The 22,310-nt window shown below is 34.6% G+C and carries 36 protein-coding genes and 2 tRNA genes; 2 read left to right on the top strand and 36 right to left on the bottom strand.

What is annotated here, in order from left to right:
• The first annotated feature begins 163 nt into the window (after positions 1 to 163).
• Both fabG and ABWU67_RS02475 read left to right on the top strand, forming a co-directional pair.
• A complete protein-coding gene (fabG, locus tag ABWU67_RS02480; RefSeq protein WP_015589136.1) occupies positions 164 to 898 on the top strand; it encodes a 3-oxoacyl-[acyl-carrier-protein] reductase in 735 nt (244 codons plus the stop codon).
• 94 nt (positions 899 to 992) lie between these two features.
• Positions 993 to 1,322, top strand: coding sequence for a TrbC/VirB2 family protein (locus ABWU67_RS02475; RefSeq protein WP_155968336.1), 330 nt, complete (start codon positions 993 to 995; stop codon positions 1,320 to 1,322).
• Positions 1,323 to 1,349: 27 nt separating this feature from the next.
• On the opposite strand, the gene ABWU67_RS02470 is transcribed toward ABWU67_RS02475, so the two are convergent.
• From ABWU67_RS02470 to carA, 36 genes are all read right to left on the bottom strand, one after another.
• Positions 1,350 to 2,630, bottom strand: a complete 1,281-nt coding sequence (locus ABWU67_RS02470) for a M48 family metalloprotease (RefSeq protein WP_341821762.1) — start codon at positions 2,628 to 2,630, stop codon at positions 1,350 to 1,352.
• A 71-nt stretch (positions 2,631 to 2,701) separates the two neighbouring features.
• Positions 2,702 to 3,346, bottom strand: coding sequence for a 3,4-dihydroxy-2-butanone-4-phosphate synthase (gene ribB / locus ABWU67_RS02465; protein WP_007549343.1), 645 nt, complete (start codon positions 3,344 to 3,346; stop codon positions 2,702 to 2,704).
• Positions 3,347 to 3,352: 6 nt separating this feature from the next.
• Complete coding sequence (gene greA, locus ABWU67_RS02460) at positions 3,353 to 3,847, bottom strand: transcription elongation factor GreA (protein ID WP_353282144.1); 495 nt, start codon at positions 3,845 to 3,847, stop codon at positions 3,353 to 3,355.
• A gap of 9 nt (positions 3,848 to 3,856) precedes the next feature.
• A complete protein-coding gene (gene atpA, locus ABWU67_RS02455; RefSeq protein WP_182320407.1) occupies positions 3,857 to 5,398 on the bottom strand; it encodes a F0F1 ATP synthase subunit alpha in 1,542 nt (513 codons plus the stop codon).
• Complete coding sequence (gene atpH, locus ABWU67_RS02450; protein ID WP_010962742.1) at positions 5,395 to 5,955, bottom strand: ATP synthase F1 subunit delta; 561 nt, start codon at positions 5,953 to 5,955, stop codon at positions 5,395 to 5,397. The genes atpA and atpH overlap by 4 nt, the downstream gene beginning before the upstream one ends.
• 41 nt (positions 5,956 to 5,996) lie before the next feature.
• A complete protein-coding gene (locus ABWU67_RS02445; RefSeq protein WP_353282143.1) occupies positions 5,997 to 6,347 on the bottom strand; it encodes a YraN family protein in 351 nt (116 codons plus the stop codon).
• Positions 6,348 to 6,370: 23 nt separating this feature from the next.
• The gene (rplQ, locus tag ABWU67_RS02440; RefSeq protein ID WP_007550873.1) at positions 6,371 to 6,799 is read right to left on the bottom strand and encodes a 50S ribosomal protein L17; all 429 of its coding nucleotides are present in this window, start codon (positions 6,797 to 6,799) and stop codon (positions 6,371 to 6,373) included.
• A 7-nt stretch (positions 6,800 to 6,806) separates the two neighbouring features.
• Positions 6,807 to 7,874 carry a DNA-directed RNA polymerase subunit alpha gene (locus ABWU67_RS02435; RefSeq protein ID WP_353282142.1) on the bottom strand — a complete coding sequence of 356 codons (1,068 nt, stop codon included), beginning with the start codon at positions 7,872 to 7,874 and terminating at the stop codon, positions 6,807 to 6,809.
• A 21-nt stretch (positions 7,875 to 7,895) separates the two neighbouring features.
• Positions 7,896 to 8,282, bottom strand: a complete 387-nt coding sequence (gene rpsK / locus ABWU67_RS02430) for a 30S ribosomal protein S11 (protein WP_015589137.1) — start codon at positions 8,280 to 8,282, stop codon at positions 7,896 to 7,898.
• 24 nt (positions 8,283 to 8,306) lie between these two features.
• Positions 8,307 to 8,675, bottom strand: coding sequence for a 30S ribosomal protein S13 (gene rpsM, locus ABWU67_RS02425; protein WP_353282141.1), 369 nt, complete (start codon positions 8,673 to 8,675; stop codon positions 8,307 to 8,309).
• A gap of 59 nt (positions 8,676 to 8,734) precedes the next feature.
• Positions 8,735 to 9,376, bottom strand: a complete 642-nt coding sequence (locus tag ABWU67_RS02420; RefSeq protein ID WP_077188177.1) for an adenylate kinase family protein — start codon at positions 9,374 to 9,376, stop codon at positions 8,735 to 8,737.
• Positions 9,373 to 10,701 carry a preprotein translocase subunit SecY gene (gene secY, locus ABWU67_RS02415; protein ID WP_010962747.1) on the bottom strand — a complete coding sequence of 443 codons (1,329 nt, stop codon included), beginning with the start codon at positions 10,699 to 10,701 and terminating at the stop codon, positions 9,373 to 9,375. Before secY ends, ABWU67_RS02420 begins: the two co-directional genes overlap by 4 nt.
• A 3-nt stretch (positions 10,702 to 10,704) precedes the next feature.
• Complete coding sequence (gene rplO / locus ABWU67_RS02410; protein ID WP_006279863.1) at positions 10,705 to 11,175, bottom strand: 50S ribosomal protein L15; 471 nt, start codon at positions 11,173 to 11,175, stop codon at positions 10,705 to 10,707.
• Between the two features lie 3 nt (positions 11,176 to 11,178).
• On the bottom strand, positions 11,179 to 11,691 hold the full coding sequence (gene rpsE / locus ABWU67_RS02405) for a 30S ribosomal protein S5 (RefSeq protein ID WP_010962748.1): 513 nt from the start codon (positions 11,689 to 11,691) through the stop codon (positions 11,179 to 11,181).
• A 12-nt stretch (positions 11,692 to 11,703) separates the two neighbouring features.
• Positions 11,704 to 12,075 (bottom strand): 50S ribosomal protein L18, encoded by a 372-nt coding sequence (rplR, locus tag ABWU67_RS02400; RefSeq protein ID WP_006279867.1) that lies wholly within the window; start codon positions 12,073 to 12,075, stop codon positions 11,704 to 11,706.
• 5 nt (positions 12,076 to 12,080) lie between these two features.
• Positions 12,081 to 12,626 (bottom strand): 50S ribosomal protein L6, encoded by a 546-nt coding sequence (gene rplF / locus ABWU67_RS02395; RefSeq protein WP_007551152.1) that lies wholly within the window; start codon positions 12,624 to 12,626, stop codon positions 12,081 to 12,083.
• 16 nt (positions 12,627 to 12,642) lie between these two features.
• On the bottom strand, positions 12,643 to 13,038 hold the full coding sequence (gene rpsH, locus ABWU67_RS02390) for a 30S ribosomal protein S8 (RefSeq protein ID WP_007551150.1): 396 nt from the start codon (positions 13,036 to 13,038) through the stop codon (positions 12,643 to 12,645).
• 21 nt (positions 13,039 to 13,059) lie between these two features.
• The gene (gene rpsN / locus ABWU67_RS02385; RefSeq protein WP_006279345.1) at positions 13,060 to 13,368 is read right to left on the bottom strand and encodes a 30S ribosomal protein S14; all 309 of its coding nucleotides are present in this window, start codon (positions 13,366 to 13,368) and stop codon (positions 13,060 to 13,062) included.
• 16 nt (positions 13,369 to 13,384) lie between these two features.
• Entirely contained in the window at positions 13,385 to 13,918 is a 534-nt protein-coding gene (gene rplE, locus ABWU67_RS02380) for a 50S ribosomal protein L5 (RefSeq protein ID WP_353282140.1), read from the bottom strand.
• Positions 13,919 to 13,924: 6 nt separating this feature from the next.
• The gene (gene rplX, locus ABWU67_RS02375) at positions 13,925 to 14,242 is read right to left on the bottom strand and encodes a 50S ribosomal protein L24 (protein WP_006279347.1); all 318 of its coding nucleotides are present in this window, start codon (positions 14,240 to 14,242) and stop codon (positions 13,925 to 13,927) included.
• On the bottom strand, positions 14,242 to 14,601 hold the full coding sequence (gene rplN, locus ABWU67_RS02370; RefSeq protein ID WP_006279348.1) for a 50S ribosomal protein L14: 360 nt from the start codon (positions 14,599 to 14,601) through the stop codon (positions 14,242 to 14,244). The genes rplX and rplN overlap by 1 nt, the downstream gene beginning before the upstream one ends.
• A 13-nt stretch (positions 14,602 to 14,614) precedes the next feature.
• On the bottom strand, positions 14,615 to 14,851 hold the full coding sequence (gene rpsQ / locus ABWU67_RS02365; protein WP_353282139.1) for a 30S ribosomal protein S17: 237 nt from the start codon (positions 14,849 to 14,851) through the stop codon (positions 14,615 to 14,617).
• Entirely contained in the window at positions 14,844 to 15,047 is a 204-nt protein-coding gene (gene rpmC, locus ABWU67_RS02360) for a 50S ribosomal protein L29 (RefSeq protein WP_265037324.1), read from the bottom strand. The genes rpsQ and rpmC overlap by 8 nt, the downstream gene beginning before the upstream one ends.
• Before the next feature lie 11 nt (positions 15,048 to 15,058).
• Complete coding sequence (rplP, locus tag ABWU67_RS02355) at positions 15,059 to 15,472, bottom strand: 50S ribosomal protein L16 (protein WP_010962752.1); 414 nt, start codon at positions 15,470 to 15,472, stop codon at positions 15,059 to 15,061.
• A gap of 14 nt (positions 15,473 to 15,486) precedes the next feature.
• Positions 15,487 to 16,101 (bottom strand): 30S ribosomal protein S3, encoded by a 615-nt coding sequence (rpsC, locus tag ABWU67_RS02350; protein ID WP_353282138.1) that lies wholly within the window; start codon positions 16,099 to 16,101, stop codon positions 15,487 to 15,489.
• A gap of 39 nt (positions 16,102 to 16,140) precedes the next feature.
• Complete coding sequence (rplV, locus tag ABWU67_RS02345) at positions 16,141 to 16,488, bottom strand: 50S ribosomal protein L22 (protein ID WP_353282137.1); 348 nt, start codon at positions 16,486 to 16,488, stop codon at positions 16,141 to 16,143.
• Between the two features lie 5 nt (positions 16,489 to 16,493).
• Entirely contained in the window at positions 16,494 to 16,778 is a 285-nt protein-coding gene (gene rpsS / locus ABWU67_RS02340; protein WP_006279181.1) for a 30S ribosomal protein S19, read from the bottom strand.
• Between the two features lie 3 nt (positions 16,779 to 16,781).
• Positions 16,782 to 17,606, bottom strand: coding sequence for a 50S ribosomal protein L2 (gene rplB / locus ABWU67_RS02335; RefSeq protein WP_015589143.1), 825 nt, complete (start codon positions 17,604 to 17,606; stop codon positions 16,782 to 16,784).
• Position 17,607: 1 nt separating this feature from the next.
• The gene (locus tag ABWU67_RS02330; protein WP_209473095.1) at positions 17,608 to 17,895 is read right to left on the bottom strand and encodes a 50S ribosomal protein L23; all 288 of its coding nucleotides are present in this window, start codon (positions 17,893 to 17,895) and stop codon (positions 17,608 to 17,610) included.
• Positions 17,892 to 18,506, bottom strand: coding sequence for a 50S ribosomal protein L4 (gene rplD, locus ABWU67_RS02325; protein WP_012673183.1), 615 nt, complete (start codon positions 18,504 to 18,506; stop codon positions 17,892 to 17,894). Before rplD ends, ABWU67_RS02330 begins: the two co-directional genes overlap by 4 nt.
• A 2-nt stretch (positions 18,507 to 18,508) precedes the next feature.
• A complete protein-coding gene (rplC, locus tag ABWU67_RS02320; protein WP_006279218.1) occupies positions 18,509 to 19,231 on the bottom strand; it encodes a 50S ribosomal protein L3 in 723 nt (240 codons plus the stop codon).
• 9 nt (positions 19,232 to 19,240) lie between these two features.
• Entirely contained in the window at positions 19,241 to 19,561 is a 321-nt protein-coding gene (gene rpsJ / locus ABWU67_RS02315) for a 30S ribosomal protein S10 (RefSeq protein WP_353282136.1), read from the bottom strand.
• A 14-nt stretch (positions 19,562 to 19,575) separates the two neighbouring features.
• Positions 19,576 to 20,748 carry an elongation factor Tu gene (tuf, locus tag ABWU67_RS02310; protein WP_010962759.1) on the bottom strand — a complete coding sequence of 391 codons (1,173 nt, stop codon included), beginning with the start codon at positions 20,746 to 20,748 and terminating at the stop codon, positions 19,576 to 19,578.
• Positions 20,749 to 20,826: 78 nt separating this feature from the next.
• A tRNA-Gly gene (locus ABWU67_RS02305) sits at positions 20,827 to 20,897 on the bottom strand.
• Between the two features lie 4 nt (positions 20,898 to 20,901).
• Positions 20,902 to 20,984, bottom strand: a tRNA-Tyr gene (locus ABWU67_RS02300).
• Between the two features lie 114 nt (positions 20,985 to 21,098).
• Positions 21,099 to 22,298, bottom strand: coding sequence for a glutamine-hydrolyzing carbamoyl-phosphate synthase small subunit (gene carA / locus ABWU67_RS02295; RefSeq protein WP_353282135.1), 1,200 nt, complete (start codon positions 22,296 to 22,298; stop codon positions 21,099 to 21,101).
• Positions 22,299 to 22,310: the final 12 nt, after the last annotated feature.

The following is a 22,310-nucleotide window of genomic DNA, read 5'->3' as shown; positions in this document are numbered from 1 at the left end:
AATAATCCGAACAGACCGTAATATGCTACTGGCCTGCTATAGCCATAAACACATATCTTATCGCATTCGGACTATTATAAGAAAGGCTATACTTATATTATGTAAGAAATCTATTGCCAACTAGTCAATATTCTGTTAGGAATTAAGATAATATAAAGTTATTATGCTTAAATTGGAAAGCAGAAAGTTCCTGATTACTGGCGCATCAGGCGGAATAGGGCAAGCAATTGTAAAAATTATGCACAAAGCCGGAGCAACTTTATGTATTTCTGGCACAAAAAAAGAAGTGCTCGAAGAAGTTGCTAAACAATATGAAAAAAACATGCATGTACTCCCTTGTGATTTATCAAATGCTGAGGAAGTAAATCAACTAATAAATAGAGCAAGTGAGCTGATGGAAGGCTTTGACGGGCTCGTATGCAATGCGGGTATTACGCGAGACAGTTTATTATTGAGAATGACAGATGAAGCATGGCAAAAAGTAATTGATATTAACTTGAGCTCTACATTTAAGCTGAGTAGAGAAGCATGCAGAAAACTAATTAAGAATAATTGGGGAAGAATTATAAATATTTCCTCAATAATAGGGCTGACAGGAAACGCCGGGCAAGCAAATTATGCGGCGTCTAAAGCTGGAATAATAGCTATGAGCAAATCCATAGCAAAAGAAGTTGCAAGTCGTAATATAACAGTAAATTGTATTGCTCCTGGGTTTATAGATACTAAAATGACTGAAGTTTTAAATGAAGGACAAAAGGGAAAAATATTAGATAATATTCCAATGAAAAGAATGGGAACAGGGGAAGAAATAGCAGCAGGGGTCTTGTTTTTAGCAAGTGATGAAGCAAAATATATAACAGGGCATGTGCTCAATATTAATGGTGGGTTATTTATGTAGCAACACTTATGTATGGACAAATTATAATTTTTACTTTAAAATAAAAAATGTGTAGGTTTAGGTTTAGGTTAATTTATTACTTAGAGGCAAAAAAATGAGCTCTATAATGGAATTTTTTAGTGTTTTTTGCGTAGTATTGCTTTTCTCTTTCTCAGGTTATGCAGCTGACCCTGATATGGATGACACAACTAAAGTAATATGCAATATTATTGGTTATGTTTGGGGGATAGGCGGTCCACTTATGACGGTAGTAATAATTGGTGCAGCTTTGCTTGCAATATTTGGCAGGATGCCGTGGCCAGCCCTCTTTGCTCTTGGCATGTTCTGTGGTGTATTTTTTGGCGCTAAAACTATCATAACGAAAATTATGCCCAACGTAAGCGATGAAGCAAAAACTATGTTGGAAAAGTGTGGACAAAAATAATCCAAAAAGTGCAGAAATGCTTTTTTGTTATCCATTAAACCGCTTCATATCTTCAACTTGCAACAAATAAGGGCTATCTTTTGGTAAAGTTTTAACAGCTAGCTCAGCATATTTTGTAAATTGCTTTAAATCACCTTCAATACAAGCCTTTTTTGTCAAGGCAAAATAATGCATTGCCGTATCAGCTTCACATTTATATGCAATGCTTAAATACTTCCAGACAAAAGCGTTATCTGGTTCTACATTCAAAATCTGCTCCAGGTAAAAAATCGCCTTTTTTGCATCACCGTGTAATAATAAAGTATGAGATAATGCAAGTTTCACTAAATAACTGTTTTTCTCAGATAAATACCTAAGCGATTCCTCATACATTTTTATTGCTTCACTTAAATTTCCGGCCTTGTATAGCATTTCTGCTTTTAATTCATATAGGTATGGGTCATTGCGTGACTCTTGAATCAATGAATTAACTTTAGCAATAGCCTCTTCTATCTTTCCTTGCCTATAGCAAACTATAGCATTTACATACTCAGAATTATTTTCATATTTATTAGATAACACATGAATAGGAGCAAAGAAAGAGTCTAGCTTGGCAACCACACGCTCAAACTTTAGTAACTTATCCGCAAAAATTGGTTTTACGTTGTTTTTAACCTTATAATTTTGTACAGCAAATATACGTTTCTCACTAAGTGGGTGAGTGCGGAAATATTCCTCGGTGTTCTCATGCTCAATACTTTTAAAATAATCAAAAATCTCTTTCATACCTGAATTATCATAGCCAGATTCATCAAGATACCTTAAAGCATAGCTATCTGCTACACTTTCTTGCTCTTGAGAATAGTTAAAAAATAGCCTTGAACTAAACGCTACACCACTAAGCAAAATTGCACCAGCAACCTGAGGGTTAATGATAATACTAGAAACTAATCCTACCATATAACTAATCATTGCTATCGATTGAAAATAACCCATAGCACTACTCATTTGCAATATATGACCAGCAGATATGTGAGCAATCTCATGTGCTAATATACCAAGCAGGACATAAGGTTTAGCCGAATATTGTAAAAGTCCTAAATGAATGAAAATACTGTTATTGTTAATTACAAAAGCATTAATCGAATTGTCATTAATTATAAAAACTTTTATTTGCTCATGATCAATATCCGCAGCAGAAAATAAAGGTTGCGCTAGCTCTTTCACTATTTCTTCCACTTCACTATCTCTAATAATGTTAATAGAGTAAGCATTATTACAATATGCAAAAAAGAACAATAAGGTCAAAAACTTAGCAACTCTAAACATGAAAATTCTGTGCTTGTATAATTTATAGAAATTCTATATTTTAACACTTAAATTATACAAATTTATAAACGCTAGTTTAAATTTTTAACGTAACTGATAAGTTTGTCGATGGTAGTTAACTTAATTTTATGTTGTTCAGCAAATTTAAGTAACTGAGGTAAGCGCATCATAGAGCCATCATCATTCACTAATTCACAAATAACTGCTGAATGATCAAACCCTACTAACTTCGCCATTTCAACACTCGCTTCAGTATGACCAGCACGTTGTGCCACCCCACCTTTATGTGCAATTACAGGAAAAACATGACCTGGAGTTATGATGTCATCCTGAGTACCATCCTTGTTGATAGCAGCATGTATAGTTTTCGTTCTATCCTCTGCTGAAACACCGGTTGTAATGCCATAACGTGCATCAATTGATGTAGTAAATGCGGTATGATTTTCACCAATATTTTTCTTTTCCATGAAATTAAGGCCCAACCTTTTCATGTGAAATTTAGTCATTGCTAAGCAAACAACCCCTGTACCGTACCTAACCATAAAAGCCATATGTTCCGGCTTTATTTTCTCAGCTAAGACAATCAAATCGCCTTCATTTTCTCTATTTTCATCATCAACTAAAATGAATAATTTACCGGAACGAGCATCCTCTAATACATCTTCCACAGAAGAAATACCTGGTAGACTCATTGAAGCATAAGTGGCCTGTACCATAATAATTTACTTAAATTCAATCTTAACTATTTTATACAATTTCTCTCCATTTGGCACTGTCACTTCCACATATTCACCGACTTTTTTGCCGATTAAGGCACTCCCAAGTGGTGAACTAGTAGATATTAACTGCTTTGAAACATCAGCTTCATATTCGTCTACAACCTTATAAACATATTCCACTTCACCGTTATTATCACTTAACATGCTTAATGTCACAGTTGCACCAAACATTACTGAATCACCAGACAAATTTTTTACTTCTATTACTTCCGCATGTGAGAGCTTACTTTCTATCTCCATTATACGGCCTTCAATAAAACCTAACCTTTCCCGTGCTGCATGATACTCTGCGTTTTCAGACAAATCACCTTGATCACGAGCATCAGAAATAGCCTGTATCACAGAAGGTTTTTCTTCCTTTAATTTTTCAAGTTCGGCTTGCATATTCTCAAAACCTTCCCTCGTCATAGGAAATTTATTAATAATGGATGAAGCCATAATCACCACCTAAACGCAATTAAATTGAGTAACGAAATTACTCACAATGTTAAAAATATCACCTTTTATATCATCACTCATGTCATTTGACAACTTTTTTAAAACCCCAGGGTGTACAGTATGAAAATAATTAATAAGATCATGTTCAAATTTATTAATGTAACTTATTTGTATTTTACTTAACTGATTATATAGGTTAGAAAAAATATACATCAGCACTACTTGCTCTTCTATTGACATAGGTAAATGTTGTTTTTGCTTTAATAACTCGACAAGATATTTACCCTTATTCAAGGATAATTGAACACTAGCATCAAGATCAGAACCAAATTTTGCAAAATCTTCTAATTCTCTATACTGAGCTAAGCTTAGCTTTATAGAACCAGCAACTTTCTTCACAGACTTTAGTTGTGCAGCAGAACCAACCCGTGAAACTGACAAACCTATATTTACTGCAGGTCGAAATCCTTTATAAAATAATTCAGACTCAAGAAAGATCTGCCCATCGGTAATTGAAATAACATTTGTTGGCACATATGCAGATACATCACCAGCTTGAGTTTCGACAATTGGCAAAGCAGTTAAAGAACCCTGCCCTTTTTTATCAGACATTTTAGCAGCTCTTTCAAGCAAGCGAGAATGTACATAGAATATATCTCCAGGGTAAGCTTCACGACCAGGAGGACGTCTGAGCAATAAAGACATCTGCCTATATGCCACAGCATGCTTAGATAAATCATCATATATAATCAAACAATGCATTCCATTGTCACGGAAAAATTCCCCAATAGTGCAACCAGCATAAGGTGCTAAAAATTGCATAGGCGCGCAGTCAGATGCACTAGCCACAACTACAGTTGTATACTCTAATGCTCCGCTTTCTTTCAGCTTATTTACCACTTTTGCTACTGTTGAAATTTTTTGCCCAATAGCAACATAAACACAGTAAACTTTTTGATTTTCGTTTACCTCATCGTTAATCTTCTTCTGATTGATAATAGTATCAAGCGCAATAGTAGTTTTACCAATTTGTCTATCACCAATAATTAATTCACGCTGCCCTCTACCTATTGGAATTAGCAAATCTATAATTTTAATTCCTGTTTGCAGTGGCTCATGCACAGACTTACGATCAATAATGCCTGGCGCTTTAGATTCTATATCCATTCTGTTTTTGGCTCTAATTTCCCCACCGTCGTCCATAGGATGGCCCAACGCATTTACAACTCTCCCTAACAATTCATGCCCTACAGGCACCTGCACAACATCACCACTACATTTTACAACGTCCCCTTCTTTCACATCACGGTCATTACCAAGCACAACTATTCCAGCCGTATTATGATCTAAATCGAGAACTATTCCTTCTACACCACTTGCAAAAAATACCTTTTCACCGAATTTTGCTTTTTCCAGCCCATAAACCAATGCGATACCATCTGTTACTGAAATTACTTCACCTATATTTTCCCGCTTTATAGGATTATCAAACGTCTCAACCTTTTCTCTTATTATACTTGCTATCTCAGAAACATTCATACTGTTCTTCATACAAAATTCCTTACTTTTAATATTTCCATTTTACTTAAGTCAACTAACCTATCCAAGTAACTTTTTAGCGAAGCATCGATCAAATTAAAACCATACCTAACTACGAAGCCACCTAGTATAGAAGGGTCAACCACATTGCTTACTTTTATTATTTTACCAAGAAAGCTCAAAGATTCAGTAATTATTTTTATATCAGATTCCTTTAAAGTTTCTGCTGACTTTATAGTAATTTCGAATTCATTTTCATTTTCTCTTGCAAGACTTAAGAATTTTTCTAATATAAGGATCAATAAACTAGAGCGTTTATTTGCAAATATAACCATAATAAATTTTACTAAATTCTCACTCAAGTGCTCATTTATAGAAAGCATCACTTCTTTTTTGTGTGCAAAAGAAATCATAGGATGAGATAGGTACACAAAAACATCACGTTGATCCTTAAAAAAAGCCAACAAAAATTCTACTTCTTTCCTTATAATACCTAACCTGCTTCCTGAGACATGAAATAGCACTCTAGCGTAAGATGAAACTAAATTATTGTATTGGGTCTTTTTCATATTAAATCCAGTAAATCTAAATTAATTCAGCTACAAATCTTTCATTCTTCAATCCAAGCATTTTTTATATAAACAGGTCTTCTCTTTAAGGAAAGAAAATATAAATCATATCTGACTGAATAATCTAAAAAACTAAGGTTTTTACTTAAGAAATACTTAGAAGAATTTATAATAGACTGACATTGAAGATAAGATATCGGTATTTCTTTTCCAAGTAAACTTGTTTTAACTTCTATAAAAATCAGCTCCTTTTTTTTAGATACAATTAAGTCAATTTCACCGAACTTACAACGGTAACGGCGTTTTATAACATTATACCATTTCAGTTTTAAATATACTAAAACTAATAACTCGCCAAAGTAACCTACAAAGTAGCGTAACCTACTTACCACAAGAAGAACAATTATGATAACAATTAACTTTGTGTAACTACTTTGCCTCCTTCTTTATTTTTACTATAAACCTTACCTCTTGCTGCAATATCCCTATCAACCAGTTCTATCACTGCCATTGAAGCGCAATCACCCTTTCGAGTGCTAAATTTTATTATTCTAGAATACCCACCTTTACGATCTTGATAACGGCTGGCTAAGACGTTTAATAACTTATCAACTGCTAACTTACTATTATGAAGGCGTGAAAGCAAAAGTCTTCTACCATGTAAAGTATTCTTATTCTTAGCAATTGTAATAAACTTTTCGACATATGGACGAAGTTCCTTAGCTTTTGGTAAAGTAGTTACAATCTGCTCATGGTTAATTAATGAGATAGATAGATTCTTTAACGTCGATAATCTATGTTCAGTACAACGAGATAGTTTACGTTTTTTTATTCCATGTTTCATATATCACCTAATCTTCATCAGTATGTTGTTTAGCCAACTCATCTATATCCTTAGGTGGCCAGTTTAGCACATTCATACCCAAAGACAAGCCAAAATTAGTCAAAACTGCCTTAATCTCATTCAAAGACTTTCTGCCAAAATTAGCAGTTCTTAACATTTCACCTTCTGTCTTTTGTACAAGATCACCTATATAAGTGATGTTTTCGTTTTTCAGACAGTTATGAGACCTGACAGATAATTCCATTTCATCTACCTTACGCAATAAGACAGGGTCATAACCCAAATCTTTAGCACCACTAGACGAAGAAACCTGCGATTTTTTATAACTTACATCAGAACTAATAAAGGGCTGAAGTTGCTCCTGTAATATTCTTGCAGCAGAGTCAACAGCTTGACTCGGAGAAATTGTACCATCAGTTTCAATTGACAATATCAGCTTATCCTTATCAGTCACTTGGCCAACACGACTGTTCTCTACCCTGTACGAAACCCTGTTGACAGGGCTATACAAAGCATTAACTGGAATAAAACCAATTAAATCCTGTTCACTCATAAGCTTCAAAAGTTCATTTTCTTTATATTTAGTTACAGGAAGATAACCTTTTCCGCTAGCCACATATATGGTCATGTTAAGCTCCACATTTTGCCCCAGCGTACATATTAACAAATCTTTATTAACAATAGAACATTGATCATCAGTTTCTATCATCCCAGCCAATAACTGGCAAGGCCCTTTAGCGTTTAAATTTAAGCATTTATTAGAAGCACCATTTAATTTACACCTCAACATACCCATATTTAATACTATATCAGTTACGTCTTCTCTCACCCCTTGAATTGAAGTGAACTCATGAGTTACACCTTCAATTTTTATTCCATAAACAGCACTACCTTTAAGAGAAGATAACATTACACGTCTTAATGCATTGCCTAATGTTAAAGCAAAACCACTTTCCAACGGTTCTAGCACTATATCACTTTTTTCACTTGAATCATCTGATATTACCTTAACTGAACTAGGTTTAATCAATTTATCTAAATTGCTACAGAGAGAAACATCATTATTATAATACATAAAACAACCTTTTCAAATATCCTATACTCTTCTTTTTTTTCTTAACCTGCACCCATTATGAGGAATTGCGGTTTTATCTGCAATTGAAGTCACAGTCAACCCACAGCTCTGAAGTGCTTTAACCGCAGCTTCGGTACCAAAGCCAGGGCCGCGAATTATTACAGAGACAACCTTCATACCAAATCTCTCCATTGCGTTCTTCGCAGCAGACTCCGCAGCCTTACCTGCAGCATAAGGTGTGGATTTTCTCGAACCTGAAAAACCACATGCACCCACAGAAGTTTGACATAGCGTATTACCATGAACATCAGTTACATTTACAAAAGTATTATTAAAAGTTGCACGAATATGGACAACACCAGTAATAAACTCCTTCTTACTCTTACTAACCGTTTTGACTTTTTTCATTAAAACTCACAATAATAATAAATTTTATTTTTTCCCAGCAATAGGCAACCGAGATCTACCTTTACGAGTCTTAGCATTAGTATGAGTCCTTTGCCCTCTCACAGGTAAACCTTTTCTATGTCTCACCCCTCTATAGCATCCCATTTCCACTAAAGATTTTATGTTCATAGCCACTTCTTTTCTGAGCTCACCTTCTATAACATAATTTTGTCTAATGAAACCGCTGATCTTTCCTATATCTTCATCTCGTAATTCTGAAACACGTTTGCGCTTATCAACTTCGCAAGCGTGACAAATTACATTCGCAGTAGCAATACCTATACCATATATATAAGTTAATGCAAAAGGAACACATTTCCTCACTGGAATATTTATGCCTGCAATACGTGCCACTGGTACCTCGATACTTTATTAATAACAACTCTTAATTTATACCATAAAACAACTCAGAGTCAAACCAAATTACAAGAAATTTTACTTTCAATCTCTTGCGTTACCTCATCAACACTCAAATTAGCGTCAATTGTTAATAATTTGCCTTTATAATACTCGCGTAAACCTTTCATTTGAAGGTGATATTCACTTATTCTCTTATTAATTGCAGACATATCAGCATCATCAATTCTTTTCTCTAACCTCGTACTTTTACATTTAGCACAAGTAGTACTCTTAAAAGAAGATACACTATATATGCTTTTACAGTCCAAACACGCGAGACGATTTTTTAACCTATCGATTGCAATATTATCGTCAAGCTGCAGCTCAACTACAATGTCAACATCCCTATTATATTTTTCTTGCAAAACTTGAGTCAAAAAATGAGCCTGGTTTAAATTTCTCGGAAAACCATCTAATAAGCAATTATCATCCACTAATGCAATCTGGTCACGTAATAATCCACATATAATTTCATCTTGAATTAAATTACCAGATTCCACGGTACCCTTTATTTTTTTACCTAACTCACTACTGCTAGATATAATATTCCTTAATAAATCCCCTACTGAAATTAATTTTAAATTATATTTTGCTATTAACAAGCTTGACTGAGTACCTTTACCAGAACCTGGAGGACCAAAAATCGTAATGATCATCTTACTTTCCTCGTTTTAGACTCATATTTCTTTATCCAGTTGTCGTACCTATTTGAAAAAATATAAGATTGTATTTGCATAATAGTATCAGTAATAACGTTCACTATAATCAGTAAGCTCGTCCCACCAAAAATAAATGGTATATCATAATAATATCTCATAACTTCAGGTACAGTACATATGACTACCAAATACGCAGAGCCAATGAATGTCAACTTAAAAACTATATCTTGAAGGTAATCAGAAGTATGTTTCCCAGGCCTTCTACCAGGTATAAAACCACCATTTTTTTTAAGAAAATCTGCGTTTTCCTCTGGATTAAATATAAAATTGGTATAGAAAAAATTAAAAAATACTATCAGCACCAAATAGGCTACAATATATACTACTTTATTTGCCATAAAGTAATTCAAAATAAAATCAGAAAAAGCGTGCCCCTTATAGAAATTTGCAATTGAAATAGGTGTCAATAAAATTGCATTAGCAAAAATGGTTGGTACTACACCAGATAAATTAATCTTCAATGGAATATAAGTAAAATCGTCATTATGTAATCTTTTAAATTGCTTTTTAGGATGTTGAACAATAACCTTTCTATAAGAAGACTCTACAAAAATGACTAAGAGTAGCAGCAAAAAAAACAATACCAAAACAAAAAGGATAATAAATAACGATACGCTACCGTTTTTATTTAACGTTAACAAAGATGACAAAGCGCTGTGTAACTCTGATATTATACCCGTGAAAATGATTAATGAGATACCATTGCCTATACCGCTAGCGCTGATTCGTTCACCAAGCCATATTAAAAGCATAGTTCCACCTAAAAGGCTGAAAACACCTATTGTACGAAACATAACACCAGGTTCGATTACAACCAATACCCCTTCCCTATTCATCCCTTCCAATCCAACCAAAATTGGAATTGATTGAAATACACAAATTACTATGGTCAGATAGCGTATATAAGAATTCATCTTTCTACGGCCTGACTCTCCATCATTCTTAACTTCCTTCATTCCTTTAATCGCAGAAGAAAGTAACTGAATAATGATAGAAGCCATTATATATGGCATAACATTCAATGCTAGAATTGTCATTCTAGCCAATGCACCACCAGAAAATAAATTAAATACTCCAAAAACGCCTGAGCCATCTTTGGGAAATATATCATTAATTACATCAAGATTAATTCCAGGAATAGGCACATAAGTACCCAAGCGATAGCAAATTAAAGCTATTAGCGTAAAAAATATACGCTTTAATAAATCGCCTTTATATAACAACGTAGGATCCAAGCTATTAAATGCTGATTTATTGCCCATGACTTACGATAGTATTTCCACACTACCACCAACTGAAGCTACAGATTTTTTTGCAGCTTCTGACGCAAAATCAACATGAAACACAAATTTTTCGCTCAACTTACCTTTATTAAGAAGTTTAATTTTATCCTTAATAGACTTTATAAAACCTAATTTATACAGCCTCTCCTTATCTATAACAGAGTCTTTCACTATTTTTTTAGCTTCCATTAAGCGCTGTATATCGCCAACATTAATTATAGAGTATATGCTCCTACGTATAGGCTTAAAACCTCTTTTAGGCAAACGAGTATATATAGACTGTTGTCCACCCTCAAAACCATTTATAGAAACTCCACTTCTAGCCTTCTGCCCTTTATGCCCTCTACCGGATGTTTTACCTTTACCACAACCGATACCTCTACCCAGCAACTTAGGCTTCTTTTTCTTAGATAATTTAGTAAATATAGAGTTTAATTTTACAGCATTATTCATACTTTACCTGTTTCCAACTATCTCGCTAATCTTTTTGCCTCTTTTGCTTGCTACCTGACGAGGAGATAACATACTATCAAAAGCCTTAAACACCGCACATATAACGTTATGAGGATTATTTGATCTAGTGGATTTAGCTACCACATCCTTTATACCTAACACCTCAAAAACTGATCTAATCGCTCCACCAGCAATAATACCTGTTCCGGCTCTTGCGGTTCTTAAAACTATCTCACCAGAACAAAATTTAGCTTTAATATCATGATGCAAAGTTCTACCTTCACGCAAGTACACTCTAATCATTGATTTCTTTGCAGCATTTACAGCTTTGACTCTTGCTTCAGCAACTTCTGCGTGCTTACCTATTCCACACCCTACCCTACCCTTCTCATCGCCAACAACAACCAAAATTGAAAATGAAAATCTTCTACCACCTTTGGTAACCGTTGTCACTCTTCGTACCGAAACTAAAAGCTCTGATAAATCATTATTATTTTGTAAATTCTTTATAGCCATATTCAAAACCTTCTAAAATTCAAATCCAGAACTTCTTAAAGCCTCAGCAAATTGAGAAACTAATCCTGTGTATTTATACGCTCCACGATCAAACGTAAGCTGCTGCTCTAATTTCATGCCAGACAGACGCTCAACCATTAAAGAAGAAACCTGTTTTATAGTTTCAGCGTTGACTTTCCCTTTACATACATCCTTAATTTTAGCATCCAAAGTAGAAGCTGAAGTGAGAGTTATTCCTTTTACATCATTAATTAACTGGACATAAAAATGCCTATTAGATTTAAATATGGATATACGTAAACGTTCAGCGCTCTTGTCAAGCTTCGCTCTATTACGTAACTTCCTTTTTTCAGAATTACTTAAAAAATTATACGATCTTTTCATTTTTATTACTTCTTTTTACTTACAACCTTACGCAGCATAAATTTGCCTTTTATTACAACACCCTTACCTTTATAAGGATCATATTTTCTAATTTTGCATATATCAGACGCCACCATATAGACCTTCTGCTTATCCATACCACTAACTACTAAGTGAGTTGGCTTTATGCACTTAATCTCAACATCTTTAGGCACTTTATATTTAACATTATGGCTATAACCAAGATATAAAGTCAAATACTTACCATCACACTCTGCCTTATATCCCACACCGTTAATCTCAAGATTAACAGAAAAACCATCAACCATGCCGTTAATGATATTATTAATATTACTCCTATAAGTGCCCCACATAGGCTTTATTTTATCATAATTATCTTTATCTTGATCAACAGAAAGCAATAGCTGATTATCAATAATCTGACACACAACATCCCTGATCAAGCTAACTTCCTTTTCAGCCTTAGCACTCTTTATTAACATACTACCATTATTATATTCAACTGAAACACCAGCAGGAATATTGATAGGAGCAGCACCTATACGAGACATGAATTTCTCCTATTATTTAAAACACACGACACAAAACTTCTCCACCAACCTTTAATTTATGTGCATTATAATCAGTCATCACTCCTTTGGGTGTCGATATAATAAAAATACCAAGACCATTATATGCTTTAGAAATGTCCTTATACTTAGAATAACGACGACAACCAGGCTTTGACACCCTAACTATGTCACTAATTACAGGTGACTTCTCATAATACTTCAATTTTACAATGAAAGAAGGTAAATTATCTACAACTTGCTTTTCATAATCAAGGATATACCCTTCCTCTTTTAAAATCTCCAATATAGAAGAATTCATCTTAGAAAATAGTACCCTTGTTGCCCTATGCATTGCCAATTGAGCATTACGTATCCTTGTTAAAAAATCACCAATACTATCAGATAACGCCACAATATACTCCTTATATTATATTTACCAACTAGACTTTGTAACTCCTGGAATTTGCCCAAAAGAACATAAATCACGCAAAACAATTCTACATAAACCAAATTTTCTATATACTCCTCTTGGTCTCCCAGTTAAAGCACACCTATTTCTAATTTTGGTTTTAGAAGAATTTCTAGGCAATTTTTTAATTAATTTATTTTGAGCTGTAAACCTTTCTACAATAGACAAATTCTTATTATTTATTATAGATTTCAATTTTTCTCTTTTTTCTTTATATTGATCGCACAACTTTATTCTGCGAAGATTTCTTTCTATCATAGATTTTTTTGCCATATATTTCTCCTCTCAATTAATCAAAAAAAGGAAATTTAAGAGCCAGTAATAATTCCTTTGCTTCCTTATCACTAACTGCACTTGTTATAATATTAATATCCACACCTCTAATTTTACTTATTTTATCATAGTCTATTTCTAAAAACGAGATATGTTCCTTTATACCAAAGGAAAAATTACCATTACCGTCAAATTGCTTCACACTAAATCCTCTAAAATCTTTTTCCCTTGGCAAAGCAATATATATCAATCTTTCTAAAAACTCATACATTTTATCTCTACGCAAAGTTACTTTGCAACCTACTGTAGCACCTTTTCTGATCTTGAAGCCAGAAATAGATTTTTTTGCAAAAGTTGATAAAGGCTTCTGCCCAGCAATCAAATATAGGCTATCAAGTGGTTCATTTATTGCTTTACTATCTGTAGCAGCATCTCCAACGCCCATATTGATACACACCTTGACAAGTTTAGGCACTTGCATTATATTGCCGTAATTAAACTTATCCTTCAAGGACTTTACTATGCTATCTTTATACAATTCTTTAAACATATCAACCTAATCTATCACTTCTCCAGAAACTTTTGCAAAACGCACTTTTCTACCGTCTATAACCTTAAACCCCACTCTAGTTGGAGTTTTATATTTAGGGTCCAATGTTGCAACGTTGGATATATCAATAGCTAACTCTTTATTTAATATACCACCACTACTACCAGCTTTTGGTTTAGTATGTCTCTTATGCACATTCACTCCAGAAACAATTACTTTCTTTTTAGCATCACGTGCTATAACTTTGATTACCTTACCAATTTTTCCCTTATCTTTACCAGTTAAAACTATAACGTCGTCACCACTTTTTATTTTAGCACTCATTATAAAACCTCAACAGCTAATGACATTATCTTCATAAAAGAACCAGATGATAACTTTTTTACCGGACCAAACACCCGAGTGCCAAGTGGTTCACCTTGATCGTTAATCAAAACTACAGCATTGCTAGAAAAACGAATTACAGAACCATCAGATTTCCTAATAGGGCTTTTCACCCTCACCACAACTGCTCTATATACTTTTCCCTTCTCAACTTTCCCTCTTGGAGTAATAGATTTAGTAGATACAATAACTGTGTCACCTATAGATGCAGACTTTCTACCACCCAATAAACCAATACAAAGCACTGCACGCGCGCCAGAATTATCAGCTACTTCCAACAATGTATTTTTTTGAATCATATAAATATCCTATTCAATGTGAGCTATTAACAATAACCCATTTTTTAGTAGTAGAAATAGGCTTGTGTTCTTGTATTAAAACCTTGTCCCCTTCTTTACAACTATTATTCTCATCATGTGCTGTATACTTCTTGTATTTTTTTATAACCTTTTTATACAGCTCATCCTTATACACTTGTAATACCGAAACCTTTACAGTCTTATCACACTTAGCCTTAGTTACAGTACCACAAAAAACCTTTTTAGACATTCTTTTCCTCTCTTCTTCTTTTATTTAATGTAGTTAAAATACGAGCTATGCTCTTTCTTATTAAGCTAAAACGCGAAATATTGTTGCACTGGCCCAGCTTCTTTTGAAAAACCAAATTAACAAACTCTTTTCTCAAATTCACAAGAATTTCATGCAATTCTTGCGAGGACCTCGATTCAATGTCAGCTATATCCATTGCAACTCCATTTAATTATGATTAGATACAAATTTACACTTCATAGGAAGCTTAGCAGTTGCCTTTTCAAGCGCCAATCTTGCTAAATGCATGGGAACATCACTGCTAATTTCAAACAACATTCTACCGGGCTTAGCTTTAAATACCCAAAACTCAACACTACCTTTCCCTTTACCCATACGCACATCCGCCGGCTTTTTACTAACAGGGGTATCAGGAAAAATTCTTATCCACACTTTACCAGAGCGTTTTAATGTTCTAGATATTACACGCCTTGCAGTTTCAATATGCTTAGATTGAATCCTACCTGCTTCCATAGCCTTTAGACCATAATCTCCAAAAGATAATGTGCTACCACCTTTCGTGTTACCCTTAATTCGTCCTTTAAATACTTTTTTATATTTACTTTTTTTAGGAATAAACATTTCAATATACCTAATTAGTTACCAATATAAACCCAGACCTTAACTCCTATGATGCCATATATAGTTTTTGCTTCAGCAAAAGCATAATCTATATTAGCACGTAAAGTATGCAAAGGCAAACGGCCTTCTTTATACCACTCAGTACGAGCTATCTCAGCTCCGCCAAGGCGCCCAGAACAACTTACTTTAATACCTCTAGCACCCATCCTCAAACAACTTTGAATAGCTTTTTTCATCGCTCTTCTAAATGAAACCCTTTTTTCTAACTGCTGTGCAATGCTGCTTGATATTAAAACTGCATCTATTTCAGACCTTTTAACCCCTACTACATTCACTTCCACATTATTTTTTACTTTTTCAGCTATCTTTTGCTTTATCTTCTCAATATCCGAGCCTTTCTTACCTATTATCACTCCAGGTCTAGAAGAATGTATTATTACAGATACCAAATCGATCGTACGCTCTATAATTACTTTAGAAACACCAGCATGCTTAAAAGATTCATTTATATAACTGCGAATAGATAAATCTTGATGCAACCCTTGTTTATAACCCTTCTCAGCATACCAAATAGATGACCAAGTATTAATTATTTTTAACCTAAATCCTTTAGGATTAACGTTTCCCATATTTTTGCACTTTCCTTATTAATTTTCTATTTTTATGAATCATATAATTTCCCCCAATTTTACAGTTATATTACTATAACGTTTACTAACTCTATTAGCTCTACCCATAGCTTTTGGACATACCCTACGCAAAGTAAGAGACTTACCTATTAAAATTTCTTTTATATATAAATTATCGATATCCAATCCATAATTTTGAGCATTAGCAATCGCAGAATTTAATACCTTCCTTATAAGACCTGCAGCTTTCTTTTCACAAAATCTTAATTGCACAGTGGCAAAAGAAACTTTTTTATTACGTACTAAACCAGCAACCAAATTCAATTTACGAGGAGTTGATTTAAAAACCCTAGAACCAGCTTTAACTATTACATCTCTGTTTTTCATATCAATTACCTTCTTGTCGCCTTTTTATCACCACTATGCCCAGTAAATTTACGAGTGGGTGAAAACTCACCAAACTTATGACCTATCATATTCTGATCATTAACATTCACAGGAATGTAATCCTTACCATTATAAACAGCAAACTTTAAACCTAAACAATTAGGAAGAATTACAGAAGCCCTGGAATGAACTTTTATAGCCATGTTAACAAACCCCTTGTTTAAAGCATTATTCACCGACTTTAATATAGAAGGATGACAAAAAGGAGGCTTCCATGCAGATCTACTCATAAACTAACCTTTCAATTGTTTTATATACTTATCACTAGATTTATTTCTCCTTCGAGTTTTCTTTCCTTTTGTTGCAACACCCCAAGGAGTAACAGGATGACGACCACCAGAGGTTTTTCCTTCCCCGCCTCCATGAGGATGGTCAACCGGATTCATTGCAACTCCACGTACAGTAGGTCTAATCCCAAGCCACCTACTTCTCCCAGCTTTACCCAACTTTCTATTCTTATGGTCAGGGTTAGATACTACACCAATAGTAGCCTTGCAAGAAGATAAAATCAACCTAATTTGACCAGACCTGAGTCGTAATAAAACATATTGGCCATCACGACCAACGATTTGTGCATAACAACCAGCAGCTCTAGCAATCGCAGCACCATTACCTGGCTTCAGCTCAACATTATGAACGAAAGAACCAACAGGTATATGCTTGAGTAGTAAACAATTCCCTGGCAAAATATCAGCATCATTCCCAGCTGTAACAACATCACCTGGCTTCATACCTTGAGGAGCTAATATATAAGACTTAATATCATCTTCCTTATATGATATTAACGCCAAAAACCCACTTCTATTTGGGTCATACTCTATTTTTTCAACTATACCTTGACCACTTCTATTACGCTTAAAATCTATCACTCTATACTTCTTTTTGTGACCACCACCCCTATGACGAGTTGTAATTCTACCATGATTATTTCTTCCACCACTGGACTTTTTACCGGATGTAAGAGACTTTTCTGGCTCATCTTTTGATAAACCAACTTTACTTACTAACACAGTCCCACGAGAAGACGGAGTAACGGGATTAAAAAATTTCATACCCATACTAAACGCTCATTATATCTAATTTTTGACCATCCATCAAAGAAAAATAAACTTTCTTTTTCTGTTTTTCACAACCAACCACACCCCTAAAACGCCTATATTTAGGCTTAATTCTAACAACATTTATAGAAGAAATTTTAACATCAAATAGAGACTCTATTGCCAACTTTATTTGACGCTTATTTACATTTACAAAAACATACAAAGAATATTTATTAAACTTCTCCCTCAAAAAAGAGGCCTTTTCTGTAATTATAGGAGATTTTATTATATTATTATATTTGATCATAACAATCTACCTTCAAGATGCTTTAAAGTATCCTTTGTCAACATCACGCATTCGTGATTCAATATATCAAAAACATTTAACCCAATAGGTTTGATTAAGTCTACATAGTGCAAGTTTTTAGCCGCACGCAACAAATCATCTCCATAATCACCAACTATCAAAAAGGAAGAAAATTTAAAATTTTTAATACATTTACACATTTCAGACGTTTTCTTCACATCAATATTTAAATTATCCAGAATAATTACTTGATTATTTAAATACTTTAGAGATAAAGCAATTTTTAAACCAAATTTGCGTACCTTCTTATTAAGAGAATAAGTATGACTCCTCACAACAGGGCCGAAAATAATCCCACCACCTCTAAATTGAGGAGATCGCAAGCTCCCTTGTCTTGCCCTACCGGTACGTTTTTGACCATAAGGTTTAGCTGTTGTACCAGAGACATCACTAATACCTTTTGTTTTATGAGTACCAGCTCTTCTCTTCGCTAATTGCCATCTCACTATATCATGCAAAATACTCAATTTTTGCTTAGCAGAAAATATCAAAGGATTGAGCTGAGCAGTACCTACATTATCATTAGATAGATTAACTAAATTACATTCCATAACTAACTTACCAAATTACTAGCATCATCATTTACATCTAACAGTAAACCTACCGGAAAAGGAACATCTTTATGTAAAGATTTTTTAACTGCATCTCTTACAAAAACATAGGAATTTTTAAACCCAGGAACATTATTACCCTTCACAGCAATTATACTATTTTCATGATCAATGGATAATATCTTCATATTTTGTGCAGTTATCCTGCTGTTACCTAAATGACCAGCCATTTTCTTTCCTTTGAATACTCTACCAGGATCCTGACATTGGCCAGTGGAACCTTGTGATCTGTGAGCAATAGAAACACCATGAGATGCCCTAAGCCCACTGAAATTATGCCGCTTCATCACACCAGCAAATCCTTTACCTATAGAATAACCCGTAATATCAAGATATTGACCAACCACAAAATGATTGATTCCCACTTTTTTACCACATTCTATTCCCGACAGGTCATTTAATCTACTTTCGTATAACTTACATTTATTATTTATACCCTTTTTCTTTAAATATTCCAACTGAGGTTTTGCTATATTTTTAAAATCTCCTGTGCCTAAAATGACTGAATTATAGCCACATTTATCTTGTCCTTTTATATCAATAATATAAGTTTCGCTGAGATGCAATAAAGTTACAGCCATGCGACTATTGTCAGAATACATAGCAGTATGACCAATATTCATCATTAGTAAACCAATTCTCCTCAGCGAATTTATTCTCTTCATTTCCTTCTCCTAAACCTTAACTTCCTTGACTTTTAAATCCACTTCTACGCCAGCAGAAAAAGATAAACCTGTAAGCATCTGAATCATAGTAGGAGTAAGATCATGTAAAACAATCAAACGCCTAGAAGTTCTCATTTCAAACTGTTCACGAGATTTTTTATCAACGTGAGGAGATCTATTAACAATAAATTTAGAATCTTTCCTTGGCAACGCAATCGGACCAGATAATTTTGCACTGGACCGCTTTAATTCATCAACAAATTTTCGAACACACTCCTCCAATAAAGAACAATCGAAAGCCTTAATGTTAATATATATATCTTGCTTCATCTTAGTTACTACACTCACTCCAAAATTTCAGAAACAACACCAGAACCAACAGTTCTACCGCCTTCTCTTATCGCAAAACGCAATCCCTTATCCATTGCTATCGGTACTTGCAATTCTACTTCTACACTCACATTATCTCCTGGCATTACCATCTCCTTCCCATCTAGCAATTTTATGCTCCCAGTTACATCCGTTGTCCTTAAATAAAACTGTGGCTGGTAATTCGCAAAAAATGGTGTATGCCTTCCTCCTTCCTCTTTCTTTAATATATAAACCTCCGCCTTAAACTTTCTATGCGGTGTTATCGTCCCCGGTTTCGCTAATACTTGCCCTCTCTCCACTTCTTCTCTTTTTGTTCCTCTTAACAATATTCCTACATTGAGTCCTGCACTTCCCTTATCCAGCAACTTCTTAAACATCTCAACACCTGTGCATATCGTCTTTTGCGTCGCTTTCAGACCTATTATCTCTATCTCTTCTCCCGTCTTTATCTCTCCCTTCTCTATTCTTCCTGTTACCACTGTTCCTCGCCCCGATATCGAAAATACATCTTCGATTGGCAATAAAAATGGTAAATCCACAGGCCTTGGTGGAACCGCTACATATTCATCTAACTTTTCCATCAATTTATCTATTGATTTCTTTCCATATTCGCTGCTGTCATCCTCCAGCGCCTTGAGCGCTGAACCAACCACCACAGGCACTTCATCCCCTGGAAATCCGTATTTACTCAGTAATTCCCTCACTTCCATTTCTACTAAATCTATCATATCAGCATCAGCAACATCAGCTTTATTTATATACACCACGATATATCCAACACCTACCTGCTTCGCCAGCAATATATGCTCTCTCGTTTGTGGCATTGGCCCATCAACCCCCGACACTACCAATATCGCCGCATCCATCTGTGCTGCACCTACTATCATGTTCTTTACATAGTCAGCGTGTCCAGGACAATCAACGTGTGCATAATGCCTTTTTTCCGTCTGATACTCAACATGCGCTGTTGCTATCGTTATCCCCCTCTTCCTTTCTTCTGGCGCTTTATCTATCTGATCGTACGCTACAAAATTTCCATAATGCTTCGTTATCGCCGCTGTTAACGTCGTCTTCCCATGATCCACATGTCCTATTGTTCCCACATTTACATGCGGCTTTCCAAATGCTTCCACTATTGCTGTCATAATTTAAACTTTTCTACCTAAAATACAAATACATCAATAAATAATATGTTGATTTTATAAAAATACAACAAAAAAAAGAGCGGATAGTGGGAATCGAACCCACGTCACTAGCTTGGAAGGCTAGAGCTCTACCATTGAGCTATACCCGCACAATGGAGGAGGTAGGATTCGAACCTACGTACGCTCACGCGGACAGATTTACAGTCTGTTACCTTTAACCACTCGGTCACTCCTCCGCAAAAATTTGTTAAGAGAATACTATTTTAGCATCTTAACTTAAGCTCTTATTGTATTTAATACTAAACGCCTAAAATTAAAAAATCAAGCAATAAAACCTACCCTGATTAAAATCATGCAGATTTCATTTTATATAACACAATATTGCCAATAAAACGCCTAAACAAATAATGCGAATCATGCGTACCTGGCGCTTCTTCTGGATGATATTGCACAGAAAAGACTAGGTAATCCTTCATCATTATTCCCTCTACACTATTATCAAATAGAGAAATGTGAGTAATTTCAACATTACTTGGAAGAGAAGCTGAATCAACAACAAAACCATGATTTTGGCTAGTGATCTCAACTTTTCCACTAATTACATCATAAACTGGATGGTTACTCCCTCGGTGACCTATATCCATCTTGATGGTCTTTGCCCCCAAAGTAATCGCAAGTAATTGATGGCCCATGCATATGCCAAAAATTGGTATTTTAGATTTTATAATAATGTCTATTTCTGAAACTACACTTTCTCCTATTTCTTGCGGATCACCAGGACCATTTGAAAGCACTATACCATCTGGATTCATACTCAACACTTTTTGAGCAAAACCTGTGCTTGGTCTGATTAATTCAACTGTACAACCAAGTTCTATTAAGCGTGAAACTATACTGATTTTTACGCCAAAATCAACGATTACAATCCTATATTTTGCATTAAGGTCAATAGCTCTATCTGATGTTATTCCAGTGCGTGACACTGGAATCCATATATTTTTTGCTGGATCCGAGTAGTCAGCTACTTGGATGACAAAGTGCTCCGCTAGTCTATTATTTTCAAAACTGTTATTTAAACTAACCTTATTAGTTATTTCTATCCCATTTACAGGTTTGTATTCCTTCAATTTGTCTAATGCATGCGCCTTACTCGATGAGCATATCATTCCATTTTGAGATCCATGTTCTCTCAAATGTCTCGTTAAAGCTCTAGTATCAACTCCTGATATCCCAATCACGTTATTTTTCTCTAACCAATCATTTAAACTGATATATGAAGAAGGGTGGGACATAAAAGAAAGTTCACGCATAACCACACCACTTGCAAAAATTTTCTTTCCTTCATTATCCTTATGGTTTATTCCAACGTTACCAACATGAGGAAAAGTGAACGTTATAATTTGATCGGCAAAAGAAGGATCAGTTATAGTATGCTGATAACCGGTCATACCAGTGGTAAAACAGACCTCACCTATGCATTTGCCTTTTTTACCTACTGATTTTCCCCAAAAGCACTTGCCATCTTGTAAAATTAAAACTGCGTCCTGCACTTCATTATCTAT

It is taken from the genome of Wolbachia endosymbiont (group A) of Aleiodes leptofemur, from assembly GCF_964028465.1.
Classification (GTDB): Bacteria; Pseudomonadota; Alphaproteobacteria; order Rickettsiales; family Anaplasmataceae; genus Wolbachia; species Wolbachia pipientis.
This window is presented reverse-complemented; position numbering and strand designations above follow the sequence as displayed.

What these genes read in the sequence shown, in the direction of transcription:
- fabG (WP_015589136.1), top strand. Translation starts at nt 164, where the DNA reads ATGCTTAAATTGGAAAGCAGAAAGTTCCTGATTACTGGCGCATCAGGC.
- ABWU67_RS02475 (WP_155968336.1), top strand. Translation starts at nt 993, where the DNA reads ATGAGCTCTATAATGGAATTTTTTAGTGTTTTTTGCGTAGTATTGCTT.
- ABWU67_RS02470 (WP_341821762.1), bottom strand. Translation starts at nt 2,630, where the DNA reads ATGTTTAGAGTTGCTAAGTTTTTGACCTTATTGTTCTTTTTTGCATAT.
- ribB (WP_007549343.1), bottom strand. Translation starts at nt 3,346, where the DNA reads ATGGTACAGGCCACTTATGCTTCAATGAGTCTACCAGGTATTTCTTCT.
- greA (WP_353282144.1), bottom strand. Translation starts at nt 3,847, where the DNA reads ATGGCTTCATCCATTATTAATAAATTTCCTATGACGAGGGAAGGTTTT.
- atpA (WP_182320407.1), bottom strand. Translation starts at nt 5,398, where the DNA reads ATGAAGAACAGTATGAATGTTTCTGAGATAGCAAGTATAATAAGAGAA.
- atpH (WP_010962742.1), bottom strand. Translation starts at nt 5,955, where the DNA reads ATGAAAAAGACCCAATACAATAATTTAGTTTCATCTTACGCTAGAGTG.
- rplQ (WP_007550873.1), bottom strand. Translation starts at nt 6,799, where the DNA reads ATGAAACATGGAATAAAAAAACGTAAACTATCTCGTTGTACTGAACAT.
- ABWU67_RS02435 (WP_353282142.1), bottom strand. Translation starts at nt 7,874, where the DNA reads ATGTATTATAATAATGATGTTTCTCTCTGTAGCAATTTAGATAAATTG.
- rpsK (WP_015589137.1), bottom strand. Translation starts at nt 8,282, where the DNA reads ATGAAAAAAGTCAAAACGGTTAGTAAGAGTAAGAAGGAGTTTATTACT.
- ABWU67_RS02420 (WP_077188177.1), bottom strand. Translation starts at nt 9,376, where the DNA reads ATGATCATTACGATTTTTGGTCCTCCAGGTTCTGGTAAAGGTACTCAG.
- secY (WP_010962747.1), bottom strand. Translation starts at nt 10,701, where the DNA reads ATGGGCAATAAATCAGCATTTAATAGCTTGGATCCTACGTTGTTATAT.
- rplO (WP_006279863.1), bottom strand. Translation starts at nt 11,175, where the DNA reads ATGAATAATGCTGTAAAATTAAACTCTATATTTACTAAATTATCTAAG.
- rpsE (WP_010962748.1), bottom strand. Translation starts at nt 11,691, where the DNA reads ATGGCTATAAAGAATTTACAAAATAATAATGATTTATCAGAGCTTTTA.
- rplR (WP_006279867.1), bottom strand. Translation starts at nt 12,075, where the DNA reads ATGAAAAGATCGTATAATTTTTTAAGTAATTCTGAAAAAAGGAAGTTA.
- rplF (WP_007551152.1), bottom strand. Translation starts at nt 12,626, where the DNA reads ATGTCTCGTATAGGTGCTGCTCCTATCAATATTCCTGCTGGTGTTTCA.
- rpsN (WP_006279345.1), bottom strand. Translation starts at nt 13,368, where the DNA reads ATGGCAAAAAAATCTATGATAGAAAGAAATCTTCGCAGAATAAAGTTG.
- rplE (WP_353282140.1), bottom strand. Translation starts at nt 13,918, where the DNA reads ATGTTTAAAGAATTGTATAAAGATAGCATAGTAAAGTCCTTGAAGGAT.
- rplX (WP_006279347.1), bottom strand. Translation starts at nt 14,242, where the DNA reads ATGAGTGCTAAAATAAAAAGTGGTGACGACGTTATAGTTTTAACTGGT.
- rplN (WP_006279348.1), bottom strand. Translation starts at nt 14,601, where the DNA reads ATGATTCAAAAAAATACATTGTTGGAAGTAGCTGATAATTCTGGCGCG.
- rpsQ (WP_353282139.1), bottom strand. Translation starts at nt 14,851, where the DNA reads ATGTCTAAAAAGGTTTTTTGTGGTACTGTAACTAAGGCTAAGTGTGAT.
- rpmC (WP_265037324.1), bottom strand. Translation starts at nt 15,047, where the DNA reads ATGGATATAGCTGACATTGAATCGAGGTCCTCGCAAGAATTGCATGAA.
- rplP (WP_010962752.1), bottom strand. Translation starts at nt 15,472, where the DNA reads ATGTTTATTCCTAAAAAAAGTAAATATAAAAAAGTATTTAAAGGACGA.
- rpsC (WP_353282138.1), bottom strand. Translation starts at nt 16,101, where the DNA reads ATGGGAAACGTTAATCCTAAAGGATTTAGGTTAAAAATAATTAATACT.
- rplV (WP_353282137.1), bottom strand. Translation starts at nt 16,488, where the DNA reads ATGAAAAACAGAGATGTAATAGTTAAAGCTGGTTCTAGGGTTTTTAAA.
- rpsS (WP_006279181.1), bottom strand. Translation starts at nt 16,778, where the DNA reads ATGAGTAGATCTGCATGGAAGCCTCCTTTTTGTCATCCTTCTATATTA.
- rplB (WP_015589143.1), bottom strand. Translation starts at nt 17,606, where the DNA reads ATGGGTATGAAATTTTTTAATCCCGTTACTCCGTCTTCTCGTGGGACT.
- ABWU67_RS02330 (WP_209473095.1), bottom strand. Translation starts at nt 17,895, where the DNA reads ATGATCAAATATAATAATATAATAAAATCTCCTATAATTACAGAAAAG.
- rplD (WP_012673183.1), bottom strand. Translation starts at nt 18,506, where the DNA reads ATGGAATGTAATTTAGTTAATCTATCTAATGATAATGTAGGTACTGCT.
- rplC (WP_006279218.1), bottom strand. Translation starts at nt 19,231, where the DNA reads ATGAAGAGAATAAATTCGCTGAGGAGAATTGGTTTACTAATGATGAAT.
- rpsJ (WP_353282136.1), bottom strand. Translation starts at nt 19,561, where the DNA reads ATGAAGCAAGATATATATATTAACATTAAGGCTTTCGATTGTTCTTTA.
- tuf (WP_010962759.1), bottom strand. Translation starts at nt 20,748, where the DNA reads ATGACAGCAATAGTGGAAGCATTTGGAAAGCCGCATGTAAATGTGGGA.